Annotated in this window: 9 protein-coding genes; 7 read left to right on the forward strand and 2 right to left on the reverse strand. The window is 41.1% G+C overall.

Annotated features, from left to right (window positions below; translation table 11 throughout):
- Positions 1-295 precede the first annotated feature (295 nt).
- Positions 296-2,758 carry a glycoside hydrolase family 31 protein gene (locus tag AC570I_RS01155; RefSeq protein WP_497403640.1) on the forward strand — a complete coding sequence of 821 codons (2,463 nt, stop codon included), beginning with the start codon at positions 296-298 and terminating at the stop codon, positions 2,756-2,758.
- A 60-nt stretch (positions 2,759-2,818) separates the two neighbouring features.
- The gene (glgB, locus tag AC570I_RS01160; RefSeq protein ID WP_497403642.1) at positions 2,819-4,780 is read left to right on the forward strand and encodes a 1,4-alpha-glucan branching protein GlgB; all 1,962 of its coding nucleotides are present in this window, start codon (positions 2,819-2,821) and stop codon (positions 4,778-4,780) included.
- A 134-nt stretch (positions 4,781-4,914) separates the two neighbouring features.
- On the opposite strand, the gene AC570I_RS01165 is transcribed toward glgB, so the two are convergent.
- Together AC570I_RS01165 and AC570I_RS01170 are read right to left on the reverse strand one after the other, a co-directional pair.
- Positions 4,915-7,104, reverse strand: coding sequence for a TonB-dependent receptor (locus AC570I_RS01165; protein ID WP_497403644.1), 2,190 nt, complete (start codon positions 7,102-7,104; stop codon positions 4,915-4,917).
- Between the two features lie 58 nt (positions 7,105-7,162).
- Positions 7,163-7,522, reverse strand: a complete 360-nt coding sequence (locus AC570I_RS01170; protein WP_497403646.1) for a DUF6660 family protein — start codon at positions 7,520-7,522, stop codon at positions 7,163-7,165.
- Between the two features lie 172 nt (positions 7,523-7,694).
- On the opposite strand from AC570I_RS01170, the gene AC570I_RS01175 reads away from it, so the two are divergent.
- The 5 genes from AC570I_RS01175 to AC570I_RS01195 all read left to right on the forward strand — a co-directional run bounded on the left by AC570I_RS01175 (position 7,695) and on the right by AC570I_RS01195 (position 14,411).
- Positions 7,695-9,758, forward strand: a complete 2,064-nt coding sequence (locus AC570I_RS01175) for an Ig-like domain-containing protein (RefSeq protein ID WP_497403647.1) — start codon at positions 7,695-7,697, stop codon at positions 9,756-9,758.
- A 32-nt stretch (positions 9,759-9,790) separates the two neighbouring features.
- Entirely contained in the window at positions 9,791-10,405 is a 615-nt protein-coding gene (locus AC570I_RS01180) for a PorP/SprF family type IX secretion system membrane protein (protein WP_497403649.1), read from the forward strand.
- Positions 10,406-10,563: 158 nt separating this feature from the next.
- Positions 10,564-12,714 (forward strand): Ig-like domain-containing protein, encoded by a 2,151-nt coding sequence (locus tag AC570I_RS01185; protein WP_497403651.1) that lies wholly within the window; start codon positions 10,564-10,566, stop codon positions 12,712-12,714.
- Positions 12,715-12,740: 26 nt separating this feature from the next.
- Positions 12,741-13,433: a hypothetical protein gene (locus AC570I_RS01190; RefSeq protein ID WP_497403653.1), complete on the forward strand. Its 693-nt coding sequence runs from the start codon at positions 12,741-12,743 to the stop codon at positions 13,431-13,433.
- Positions 13,434-13,466: 33 nt separating this feature from the next.
- The gene (locus tag AC570I_RS01195; RefSeq protein WP_497403655.1) at positions 13,467-14,411 is read left to right on the forward strand and encodes a T9SS type B sorting domain-containing protein; all 945 of its coding nucleotides are present in this window, start codon (positions 13,467-13,469) and stop codon (positions 14,409-14,411) included.
- The last annotated feature ends 1 nt before the right edge of the window (position 14,412 follow it).

Raw genomic sequence — 14,412 nt, forward strand, 5'->3', positions numbered from 1 at the left:
TTTTGTTGAAAAAGCTTCCCTGTTTCGGGAAGCTTTTTTTATGGGTGATCTTTCTGAAGATTCAGATTTATAAAGGCTTTCTATTCAATGAATCAGGGATTACAGTGGGAATAGTGCGTCTGGTTATAGATGATGATTGCTTTAAACTTATTGACTATTTAAATCCATTCACGTGATTATATTCGCCATTTATAAATTTACTACAGCCCTTTTATAAAATATTTGTATTATAGTACTTTCTTAAGCGTTCTCAGTTTTAGAAGAAGTATTTTTAAATTTTTGACATAAATTAAGGATGGAAGCGCAAAACGATAAACCGAACGAAGTAAGTGATCTGATCGAAAAAGAGCAGGAAATACAACACTTAAATAACCCAGTTGATATATCGGTTAAGCCAATTGTTAAACAATACCTTGGCGAGGTAAAAAAAGTTAAAAAAGAGGGCAATCGTTTTTATTTTTCTGATGGCGACGCAAGGGTGGAGGTTCGTATTGTAAGCGATGAAATTATCCGCGTTCGTTTAGCTCCGCATGGAGTTTTTCTGGAAGACTTTTCTTATGCCGTACCCGAAGTAGATCAGAAGGTTTCTGTTTTTAAAATGCAGGAACATGATGAATACTATACCATCTCAACCGGTGCAGTTACCTGTAAGATAGAGAAAGCAAACTTCCACATCTCGTTCTCAGATAACATTACCAATCTGGTGATGGTTGAAGAAGCCAACTCCATGCACTGGGAAGAGAACGTTGATTTTGGAGGCTATTATATTTATGCCACTAAGAAATGCCATCCTGAAGAAAACTTCTTTGGACTGGGCGACAAATCGGGGAACTTTAACCTTCGTGGACGCCGGTTCGAGAACTGGAACACCGATGCTTATTCCTTCGGTTGGAATCAGGATCCTTTATACCGGACCATTCCATTCTACATAGGCTTGCATAATCAGGCTGCATATGGTATTTTCTTCGATAATACCTTCAAATCTTATTTTGATTTTGGTAGTGAAGACGTAAGTAAAACGAGCTTCTGGGCCGATGGAGGGGAGTTGCAATACTATTACATCCACGGACCTCATATTATGGATGTGGTAAAACGTTATGCAACCCTTACAGGAACCCATCCGATGCCACCTAAATGGACATTAGGTTACCAACAATGTAGGTGGAGTTACTATCCGGAAACGAAGGTTAAAGAAATAGCCAAACAGTTCAGGGACAGAAAAATTCCTTGCGATGCGATTTATCTTGACATCGATTACATGGATGGCTACCGCTGCTTTACCTGGAACAAAAAATATTTTCCCGACCCGCGTAGAATGATCAAAGAACTATCTGACGATGGTTTTAAAACGGTAGTGATGATTGACCCGGGAATAAAGGTTGATGACGATTACTGGGTATTTAAAGAAGGCAAAGAAAAACGATTTTTCTGCCGCAGAAGTGATGATTATTATATGGAAGGGCATGTTTGGCCCGGACGTTGTCAGTTCCCTGATTTTACCAACCCTAAGGTAAGAACCTGGTGGGGTAATTTATATAAGGAGCTGGTTGATATGGGAGTAGCAGGATTCTGGAATGACATGAATGAGCCTGCTGTTTTTGGTTCAGGAACTTTCCCGAATGATGTACGCCATAACTATGATGGCTATAGAGGTTCGCACCGGAAAGCCCATAATGTTTATGGTATGCAAATGGTACGCTCTACTTATGAGGGACTAAAAAAACTCATGCGCAATAAGCGTCCGTTTACCATCACAAGGGCCGGATACTCTGGTATGCAACGTTATGCCAGTGTTTGGACAGGTGATAATATTGCCACATGGGAACATTTGAAAATCGGAAACATTCAATGCCAGCGTTTATCTGTATCAGGGGTTCCATTCTGTGGTACTGATATTGGTGGTTTTAGTGGAGAGCCTGACGGGGAATTATTTACCCGCTGGATTCAGCTCGGTACTTTTTCTCCTTTTATGCGCGCGCACTCAGCGGGTGATACTGCAGAACGTGAGCCATGGAGTTTCGGCGAGTTTTTTGAGAATATTAACCGTAAGTTTATTGAATTGCGGTATCGCCTGATGCCATACCTTTATTCAGTGTTCTGGGAACATCACCGTTACGGTTTTCCTATCCTTCGGCCACTGGTAATGCTGGAGCAGGAAAATATCAGCAACAGCTTCCGTCAGGATGAATTCTGCTACGGAGATAAACTTCTGATTTGCCCGGTATTGGAGCAGGGAGCCATCTCAAGAAAAGTTTATCTGCCTAAAGGAACCTGGTATAACTTCTGGACCACTGAAGTACTGGAAGGTGGAAATGAGTATACTGTTGATGCGAAAATCGATAGCATGCCTATGTTTGTCAGAGCAGGTTCGGTAATTCCGGAATATCCGGTAATGCAATATGTAGACGAAAAAGCCATCACTGAAGTAGCTTTGAATATTTATCATAGTGAATATGAGGTTAACTCATATATGTATGAAGACCACGGTGATACTTTTGCTTTTGAGCAGGATATTTATCTGGAGAAAAAATTTACCGTGAAAAGTGATGCGCAGTGGCTAAAGGTTAACCAGCGTGTTGAAGGCTTATATACGCCAAACTATGAATTTTATGCCTGCCACATTATCGGAGTTAAATTTCACGTTACCAAAGTAATTGTGGATAATCAGGAAGTGAAGGAGTTTCATCTGGATGACCACAACGTACTGCACTTCAAATGCAATAAAAACTTCAACGAAATACAAATCTCAAGTTTGTAAATCTTTTAAGCCCTGATGCTGTTTAGCATTGGGGCTTCATCTATCTAGCCAAACCAACCTATGTCAAAAGCAAAAAATGCGCCTGTAAAAACTTTAAAAACCAAGATTGATCGATCGGACCCTGTTTGGGTATATAGCTTATTTTCAGAATACGATGTCGATCTGTTTTTGGTAGGCAAGCATTTCAGGCTTTACAACAAAATGGGATCACACCTTGTCACAGTTGAAGAAGAAAAGGGTGTTTATTTTGCAGTTTGGGCACCTAATGCAAAAGCTGTAAATGTTACGGGGGATTTTAATGACTGGCATAACCAGTCTCACCCTTTAAATAAACGTTGGGATAAATCAGGGATATGGGAAGGTTTCATTCCAAATCTTGGAAAAGGCACGGTATATAAATATTTTATTAAGGGCTTTGATGATTCAGAGCATTTAAAGGGAGATCCTTACGCCAGAAGATGGGAACATCCGCCACAAACGGCTTCCATTGTTTGGGATACCGATTATAGCTGGAAAGATAAATCCTGGTTAAATAAGCGTGCTAAGTTAAATGCGCTGGACCGACCCATTTCAGTGTACGAGATTCATCTGGGCTCATGGGAGCGGGATCCGGAGAACCCGGACAGGGTATTAAATGCCAGGGAGGTAGCTTCCAGACTTATTCCCTATGTAAAGGAAATGGGCTTTACCCATGTAGAATTAATGCCGGTAATGGAATTTCCATTTTTCCCAAGCTGGGGTTATCAGATTACCGGGTATTTTGGTGCAAGCTCCAGATATGGTTCTCCACAAGACTTAATGTTTTTAATTGATGAACTCCATAAAGCCAATATCGCGGTTATTTTAGATTGGGTCCCTTCGCATTTTCCAGGCGACAGGCACGGGCTTTATGAATTTGATGGTACGCATCTTTACGAACATGCCGACATGCGTAAGGGCTTTCATCCCGACTGGAAGTCGTATATCTTCAATTATGACAGAAATGAGGTGCGCTCGTTCTTAATCAGTAATGCATTGTTTTGGCTCGACCAATACCACGCTGACGGATTGAGGGTGGATGCGGTAGCCTCTATGTTGTATTTTAACTTTTCACGGGAAGGTGATGATGCTGCAACCAATGAATATGGTGGCAGCGAAAATCTCGGAGCCATACAGTTTTTGCAGGACTTAAACGTTGCCGTTTATGGCAACTTTGAAGGTGTCCAAACCATTGCAGAGGAAAGCAGTACTTATCCTGGCGTTACCCACCCGGTGTTTGCAGGTGGGCTGGGTTTTGGTATGAAGTGGATGATGGGCTGGATGAATGACACTTTGAAATATTTCAAGGTGGATACGCTTGGACGTAAGCATTATCACCATCAATTAAGTTTTAGTATGACCTATGCTTTTACTGAAAACTTTATGCTTCCATTTTCACATGACGAAGTGGTGCATGGCAAATCGCCCATGTTATATAAAATGCCGGGCGATGATTGGCAGAAATATGCGAATTTAAGGGCATTGTACGGATACATGTTTACTCATCCCGGAGCCAAACTCCTTTTTATGGGTAATGAGTTTGGTGATACCAGTGAGTGGAATTTCACACAGTCATTAAACTGGCACCTGTTGAAGTTTGCCCCTCACAAAGGTTTGCAGGAAACAGTGAAAGCCCTGAATTTTCTTTTAAGAAAAGAGCCGGCCCTTTACCATTTCAATTTTAGTTATGAGGGTTTTGAGTGGCTCGATGCCGATAATTCCAATGAATCGGTATTTACTTTTATGCGTAAAGGCCCCAAAGCTAAAGACACTTTAGTGATTGCCATTAATTTAACGCCGGTGGTGAGGGAAAACTTTCGTATTGGTGTTCCGTTTGCAACGAAATGGAAAGAGCTGTTCAATACCGACGACATTATTTATTATGGAAGTGGTATTAATAACAAAGGAGATATTGTTCCCGGTAAAGATGGGTTCAATGGGCAGAAATATTCAATAGACATTCATCTTCCGCCGCTTGCAGTGGTGATTTTTAAAAGCAAATAGTGTAAAAAAAGAAAAGCCTTTCATTGCTGAAAGGCTTTCTCCACTTTGAAGTGGAAGCATTCAAAGTGGGTGCAAAGATACGATAAGTAACTTCATCTGCAAGTTTTATTTGACTTTATTTTTCTGCCTGTATTTTACAGTTTTAATTTGATGCCTGCATTGAAAGTTCTGCCTTCGGTGTGGGTCCAGATATCATCGAAGCCAGGGTTTAAGTGTGATCCGTTTACAACGCTTTTGTATTTGCTTTGCCTGGTGTCGGTGAAGTTTTCTGCATTAACAAAAACTGAAATTTTACCTAATACCTTTTCTGCCATAAAGCCAAACTCCCAGAACGGACTGGTTTGGTTGTTATTGTACAAATACTGGCTGTCTGTAAAATATCCTTCCAAACCCATTTTAAAGTTTCTTTCTTTTTCATACAGCAAAGCAAGATTAACCTTGTTTTTTGGAAGCAACCGTATATCCTGGATCAAGGGTAGATATTCCGCTTTGGCTGCGGTGAAGGTATAGCCTGCGAAAAGCTTAAAATACTCGTGGAAAATTATTTTTGCATTGGTTTCAAATCCTGAACTGTTAACAGGAAGTGCCGTGTTTTCAAAATGAAAGTTTCCATTAGCGTTTTGGAGCAAAATGGTAGAATTGTTAATTCGGGTGTAAAAGAACATCTGGTTAATGCTAACCAGCCAATCTTCACTAATACTGGTCTTGTAGTTGACATCTGCTGTTCCACCTACACTTCGTTCTGCCTTTACGCTGTTTAAAGGCAAAAGATTCTGATATTGAAAAGTTTCAGTTTGTTCGGTGAAAAGCGTAGGGGTTTTATACCCTAAGCCACCACCAATCCTGGAGCTCCATTTATCGCTGAATTTATACAAGGCTGATATCCTTGGTAATAAAAATGCCTGTTTCTTTTCGTAGTAGGTATTTAAATATTGAGCCACATCCAGTCTCAATCCACTCTCCAATTTAAACTTATCCGACACATCCCAGGTGTCCTGTGCATAAACCCCGGCGGTTTTAGTCGTAAAATCCCGGGCTACTGAACCTATTACTTTATGTTCGTTAAATTCATCATAAACCACATTGGCACCAAAAATTAAGCTATTATTCTTAATGTTTTTCAGGTAGCTGATATCGGTATAAGAATTATAATTTTTCCCCTTGAAGCTGTAGTCTGGAATATCGATTCCTCTATTAAAATAATTGAAGCTGGTTTTAACCCTGAGTAGATCTTTTTCAGAGGTCTGATAGCTGAAATCTACTGTTGTGGTATTTCTAATGCTGCTGTTTTTTTCAAAATAGCGGTGGTTCAGATCAACACCATCGGTAATTACAAAAATATCTCCACCGGTTCTGTTGCTCCTGGTAAAGGAATTGCCAATAATGAAGGTCGTTTTCTCATTGGGATAGAAAAATAGCTTGGGATGGATAGTAAAATCCCTGGATTTTGGCAGTTCGGTAAAGTCGTCTTTGTCCACATCATAAGCACTTTGGAAGTTCCCAAGCGCGAGCAGGCTATACCCGAACCTTCGATTTCGCTGCATGGCAAATCCCCCAATATTGCTTTGACCAACATTGGATTGATTGAGGATGAAATTATATTCCGCTTTTTCTTTTGGTGTCCGGGAGATGAAATTGACTACCCCGGCTATTGCTCCTGCACCAAAAAGCGTTGAGGATGGGCCTTTAATAATCTCGACTTGTGCCAAATCCAAAGGTGGGATTTCCAGTACACTTAGTCCGTTGGCAAAATTACCGAAGCTGGCGTAACCATCTTTTAAGAGTTGGGTGTATCTTCCGTCGAGCCCCTGAATACGGATACTGGCATTGCCACTGGTGGCTGAAGTTTGTTGAACCGAAATCCCTGTACTTTCATGAAGGATCATGGAAACATTTGCAGGGCGCATATTGCTTTTTTCATCGATTTCTTCCAGCTCAATTGTTTCCACCCGGGTTGGTGTGTTTTGGATTGTTCTGCTTGTTCGGGTAGATGAAACGATTACTTCTTCAAGTTCATCCTCTGCGATTGACAGCAGAATTTCTAAAGGTCCATCCTGTTTTACAGGAAAGGAGATGCTCGCAGTTTGCTCAGTGTAACCTACATTTCTGATGATGATGGTTTGTTTACCGCTGGGAATTTGCTGGAATACGGCAATTCCGTCTTCAGCAGTTTTTGCAATTAATGTGGTTCCTTTAATTAATAGGGTAGCGCCGCTGATCGCTTTTTTAGTTTCGTTGTCCCTGACCAAAACACGGAAGCTGTTTTGTGCATAAACATTCACTACGCATAGTATTATGCATAGCGTAAATATAATTTTTCGCATGTGAATTTATTAGGTATTGAATACTGGGTGATTTTAATGATCACCTTCATTTTTCAGTTTAACTGTAAAACGGATTCAATTTTGGCGGCTGCCATATACGCTGATGATAATTCGAAATGAACTCATCACTGTGAAGTGTTTTCTTTTTGCTTACAGGATCAGGTTGGAAAAAATCAAATTGTTGCACAATAAATAGATCAAGCAGCGACTGGCCACAGCAGTTGCAGGAGCATAAAGGAGAGCAATTATCTTGTTGTGCCTGATGTCCATGATTCTTAAGTACTGAATATACCGGTCTATCTTTTTTATACTCAGCAAAATCCTCACTGTCTTTGCAACTTAAGCAAGATAGCAGAATAAAGCAAGCACTAAACAGGTAAGCAAAAAATTTCATTGTACCGGTAAAAGTACAAATCATATGTCAGATGAATAAGGTTATTTGATATTTATCAATAAAACCCGCTTTTCCAATGAGTTATGCGTGTTTTATGAATAAAGTGAATGACTAATATGGCATTACAGGGCTGTACTTTTGTCTACGTTACCGAACAAACAAACAACCATTTTTCCGTTCCTATACTAAGCCGAAATTGAAAAGTCGCTCTATTTTCTCTTTCCCGATGTTTGCCCTGTGTTTTTTACCTGCCTTGATTTATGCGCAGTGTGAAAATACAAAGCGGACTTATGCTGATTTTCAGGGCTATTATCTGGATGGGTTTGAGATACTAGGTGGTAAACTGCATGGGACAATTGCGGATGCACAAAATGCAGTTAATGGTCAGGTAAAAGATGCATCAACCTTATCGGTGCCTGTCGGTGTTTTAGGATTAACAGGTTCTGCTACTCAGTTTCTTGAGTTTACCACAAATGGGACGGATGCTGGCAGACGAACCCTTCCAGCTGGCACCCCGGTTACACTGAAATTGTCTTTACCTAAAGAGTTGCTAGGCTTGCTAAGTAGTTTCGAAGTTGGAAGTTTCATCAATCCGTATGCTGTTCCTGCTTCCTCGCCCTCCCTAGGTGTTGGTTATGGAAATGAAGCAGGTTATAAAGCTACTACTACTCCTATATATACTTCGGCAAATCTAGCGGGTGTGATCGGAGGGGGTGGAGAGATGGAAATTATCGTTACACCGACTACAAATTTCAATGGAGTTTATGTCAAAATTAATGCCGCTGTAATTTCTACGGCATTATCGATGAAAATATTTCATGCCTATATCATGGAACTTAGTACGGGAGATATTAACTGCGACGAGGCAATTGATGTGCTTTCAGGAGTAAAGCCTACTCCATTGGGGGGGATTGCAAACTTAACCGGAACAGTCACCAATCCCTACAATGCAATCGATTCCGATCCAAATAGCTTTGCATTGATTGATGTTGGAGCTTCTGTTTTGAACCAGGTTTACTTGACTACAATTTTCAATAAACCTTCCCAGCCCGCTGATTCTGTTACTATTATTTTGCAGAACCCTGGAGGTACATTATTGGATCTGAGCCTTTTAACAGGTTTTACGATACAGCCCTATCTCAATGGTACCAAAGCTGGGCCTGCTTTTGATAATAGCGGGACTTTTTTAAACTTAAAGCTTTTGCCAGGCTCAGCTGACAAATATATTTTAACTTTTCTCGTAACAGATGTTTACGATCGTCTTGCAATTACAATGGGTGGGCTAACTGGTGCATTCAGTAGATTGAGCGTGTTAGATATTAAACGGAAACTAGCTAAGCCTCGAACATTGGTTGATCCATCAACAGCTGATGAGCGAGTGGTGTGCCAGGGCGAAACAGCAACGTTTTCAGTGCAGAATCCGCAGAGTTGTACAGAATACAAATGGTATGATGCAGAAACAGGAGGCAATTTATTAGCCACCAGCCTGACTTATACCCCACCTTTAAATCTCGTGGCAGGCGATTATAATTACTATGTACAGGCTAGCCGTACCTATTGTGTCGCCGCCGTGTCTGAGCGTTTAAGGGTAAAACTTAAAGTTAACCCCTTACCTCCGTTAGTGCTGAATGGGGTAATAATTTGTGCAGGTTCTACTGCAATGCTATCCGTTGATAGTCCGGATGCTGCTTATAGATACAACTGGTATACCTCTGCTTCCGGTGGTACTCCAATCACTACTGGTTCAACATATACCACACCAACTTTAACAGCTACAACAAATTATTACGTTGAAGCCATCAATATATTGACAGGTTGTAAAAATGCCGGTGGACTTAAAACAGTTACTGCTACGGTAAAGCAGTTTGCACCGGTTCCTGCCATAACCGGCCAAACCACTATATGTGGTGGTACGGTGCAAACGCTCGGCAATACTTATGCAAGAGGAGTCTGGAGTAGCTCAGATGCGACTGTCGCTACAGTTGATGCCACAGGAAAGGTTACCGCATTAACGACTGGTGCTGTTGTTATTACTTACAGTGTAGCAGGAGACGCCACTTATTGTGCTAAAGCAGTCGATTTCAATATCAATGTTACGCCTCAGCCCAATCTGGCACTTGGCCCGGATCCTGGAATTTGTGAAGGTTTAACTTCAACCGAGGTCACTTATAATAATCCGGTTAATACCCCAACCACTTATAGTATTACCTGGAATAGCGGGCCAATATCCAATGTGGTGGATCAGCCATTACTACCATAGACCGGACTGAAACAAATGTTCTGGCCTTTGGCGTGGGAGTAGGCGTGATGCAGATGGGTTTAAACGGTAGTTTGCTTGATCCTACAGAATCCGGGGATAACAGGATTCCAACAGGATTTGAAAGTCGGGTGGTTCCAGACATCAGAGCCGGGGTTCATTATTCTAATGAGAAATTTTTTGTTGGATTTTCCGCGAATAACCTGTTGTCGCAATATTTATCGCTTTTTCAGGATAACAGTTTATTAAGCATTACCAGTAAGCCACATTTTTATTTAACCGCCGGAATGGTTTTTCCGATGAACAATGACTTTTTATTCAAGCCATCTTTTTTAATCAAAGATGACCTTAATGGACCAACCTCCCTGGATCTTAATGCTTCTATGATGATCCGGGAACGATTATGGCTTGGTGGAGTGTACCGGACTTCTGTTAAATTATATCCCAAACCCCTACTTCAGACTGACGTGAGAAACAGGAGTGCAATAGGCTTAATTGCAGAATTTTTTGTACAGTCTAACTTAAGGATTGGCTATGGCTATGATTATAGCTCGAATAAACTCGGTAATTACGATTACGGCTCGCATGAAATATCGATTGGCTACTATTTAAATACTGCGAAAAGCCGTCGTCCAAAATGTTATTTCTAAACTTTTATAAAAATTAAATGGTTTAAAATTAAAGGGTTGGGTATAGATATGTTCTTTTTGAAAAAAATAGTAAATGAAATGAATAATTAGAAAAACCGCGTTGTTCAGTTTTACGTAAAGAGAGGGGTAAACGTTTAAGTTGTGCTCTCCCAAACAAATTGAAACGGTATTTCTGTCTATCCCTTGTACTTGGGCTAATTTTAGTCCTCCCTTATCATTTGTATGCCCAGGCATGTGCGAATCAGTCGCGCGTATACGCTAATTCACAATTTTTTGAACGCAATATAAATTTCCTGTCAACCGGTACTGTAAATGATCCTTCAAATGCGGTTGATGAAGATCCTTTTACAAATAGTAATTTATATTTACAAGCAGTTTTAGGGGCAGATATTACGCAGTTTCTGGAATTTAGGGAGGCAAACAAAACTAACCGGAGAGTAATTAGCGGACCCAATACAATATATGTCAAGCTTTCACTTCCCTCAACTTTTCTGAATGCAGGTGGCGCAATTGAAATCGGTACATTCAGGTACACCACATCGGGAACTGCAAAAATACAAACCCTAAAATATAACGGAACAACAGTAGTTGGGCTGGTTGGTGGTCCTGGTACAGTTGAGATTCCTGTACAGCTCACTTCAGGAGAACAAGCAAATGGTATTTATGTGAAGCTTACCGGGGGTATTCTTTCTATTCCTATTTCCACAGATATATATGGTGCTTATATACTGGAAAATACCACGCAGATTCCCGATTGCGATAAAGGAATCGATGTCATCAGTGGTTTATCAGACAATTCTGTTTTGCCTATTGGTAGTGCCTTTGGCTCCGTCTCAGGCGAGGCGAATGCCATCGATGCGAGTGCATATACTACCTATGCTTCGCTAAGTGCAGGTTTAAATGTGTTAAACTCTGCTTACCTGACGGCTGTGTTTGCCAGGGCTTCAGTTCCTGGTGATTCGGCGAAGGTGATCATTGAAAACCTTGGAGGTGGATTAAATTTATTTGGAGGATTAGGTATTCAAACTTACCTTGGTGCGAACGGTTTGACTTCAGCCACTACTGCCAGCGGTATCGTAAGTAAATCAGTCCCAGGATATCCAAATTTAACAGAAATAAGCTTTGCCGTAAACTCTTCATTCGACCGAGTCCGCATTTCTTATGGAGGTGCTTTGGGGATTAGTGGGAGCGTAAGAGTTTATAATGTCAATAAAGTTATCCCTAAACCAGTAACGCTAATTGATGGTGCCCTGGCTGTGACAAAGGATGTATGTTTTGCCGTCCCGTCGACAGTTTTATCAGTTAACAATATCCAATCGTGTACCACATACAACTGGTATGCGGATCAAACCACGACTACAAGTTTACATACAGGCCCAACTTACACCCTCACTGGCTTGTCAGTTGGTCCCCATACTTATTATGTGCAATCGAAACGGGATAACTGTACCGCTTCGATCTCCGAAAGAGTCAAAGTTACCATCAATGTAAATCCCTTACCAACTGTTTCTGCTGCAAATACAACGACATGTTCAGGTTCAACTACTACATTATCTGTTGACAATCCTGTTACAGGCATTGCCTACCGTTGGTATGATTTAGCAACAAATGGTACATTATTAACCACGGCCACCACATACAGCACCCCTGTACTCACTGCTAATCGGACGTATTATGTTGAGGCTTATAATACGACAACTGGTTGTATAGGTAGTAGCCGGTCGCCAGTATTAGTTACGGTAAAACCACTTGCTGCGGTAAGTGCTACAGCAGGTACGTCAAGCATTTGCATTGGATCGGCTGGAACCTTAAGCAACTCTACCCCGGGAGGAACCTGGTCGAGTGTAAATCCAGCCGTCGCTATAGTTAGTGCATCGGGAGTTGTGACGGGTGTTTCTGCGGGCAGTACCACAATTCGATACACTATAGCCGATAGTCCTTCAGCCTGTGCTAACAGCTCAAACTTTTCCATTACCGTGAATAATCTACCTGAGGTTACCTTGGGAGCTGATCCGGAGATCTGTGCAGGCTTTATTAGCTCGTCTTTAAATTATACAAATTCACAATACAATCCGGTTAGCTATAGCATCACCTGGAATTCAACAGATTTTACAACTGTAACTGATCAGCCTTTGCCTGCTAATAAGATTCCATTTGATGTGCCGGCACATATTGCCCCAGGAACTTATCCAGGAGTTTTAACCCTTAAGAATGATCGTGGCTGCAGCACATCAATCAATTTCAATTTAAAAGTAAATCAAAGACCACCAGCCCCACATGTGCTGGTTCCTATTTCATCACAATATTAAATCAAAAAAAACAAAAAAAAGTCCCCATGAAACGTACAATTACAAAAGCAATTTTATTCTTTGCAGTAATCTTAGCCTGCACATCATTAACATCTTCCGCACAGGTGTTGCCAACTACAACAGGCGTAAGCCTTTTCTGTGCTGGTTCCGGTTTAACTTTGCCGTCAGCTGCATCAAATACTGACTGGATCGTAAGGTATAGCGCTACGGCTACCACTACACCATCTACGGTCATTACTTTAACAACTGGAAATACGATACCTGCAGGTACGTTGCAAACAGGATATTATTACCTAAGCTCAAAATCGACTACTGCGGGATCCTGCGAATCTGAAATGCAGGAGATTCCGGTTTATGTGCTAAAACCATTAACGGTTGACTTTACTTCATCTAGCTACTGTATCGAATCGCCATTAATCCAAGTAGGAAGTGTAAGCAGCACTGATCCCAATACAACAACTTTCGCTTACCAATGGTATACTGTTTCCGGTTCAACTGAAACACCTATTTCCGGAGCAACTCAAAAAGATTATACACCAACAGTGGCTGCATCAAGCGTTGGAACTACAAAATATTTGTTAAGAGCAGGTTACTTAATCGGTACCTACAAATATTGCCCTGAAACTGCGACGCATGATGTTGTGGTTGCACCTAAACCAACGAAACCAACCATTACACCTGGTTCAGCTATCGGCGGCGCAACTCCAGTTACTTTTTAATTAAGATAATTTCTATTTCTGTTTATCAATTAAATGAGGCTTAGGTTTTATACCTTCCTGTTTATGGCATGTCTGTTGTTTTTAAGTACAGCAGTAATTGGCCAGACCGTACCCGGTGGACGGCAAGTAATCACGATCAAAAATGGGTCTGCGATTGCTTTGCGCGCAAACTCTGGAGGGGCCAACACGTACATTTGGTATAAGGATGGGGTGTTGGTTAACGGGCAGAATAAAGAAAGTATCATTACAGCAACAGCCGGAGTTTACCGGGTAGCATCGATTAATAGTTTTGGATGTACCTCAGATTTATCAGATGAAATCGAACTGATTGTGGAAGATGTTCCTTCCGCGGATGTAGCGATTACAAAACGGTCAGAACGTAGAAACGTTTTGAGTAATCAGGTCTTTGAATATTATCTTGATGTGAGAAACAATGGAAAGAGTGATGCTACATTGTTAAACATAAAAGATGTACTGCCAGATAATCTCATTTTCGAGAGTATATCTGAGCCAACCATGGGTGTGGTAAACTATAACGCCACTACGAGAACCATTGGCTGGAATATTGATTCTCTCGCAAACGGAAATTTTGCCGAACTGATTGTGAAGGTTCGTGCACGGCAGCCTGGAATAGTAACCAACACGGCTACAGTTAACGCAAAAGAATTCGATCCTGTGCTGTCCAACAACACATCAACAGATCAGAAAGAAATCTCAGGTTTAAGGATTCCAAATGTATTTACTCCCAACGGGGACGGGAAAAATGATACATTTTATCTGGAAAACCTGAATGCTTTTGAGTTTAACAACATTACGGTAATTAACCGGTGGGGAAGTACTGTTTTCCAGTCAAACGGCTACCTGAACGACTGGACTGCTCCTAGCTTAAGCGATGGTACGTATTTCTATGTGGTAAAGGTAAAAAATGGTAACGGTGACTGGATCGAATACAAAGGATATATCACCCTCATCAGATAAA

This window comes from Pedobacter sp. A2324, assembly GCF_059693705.1.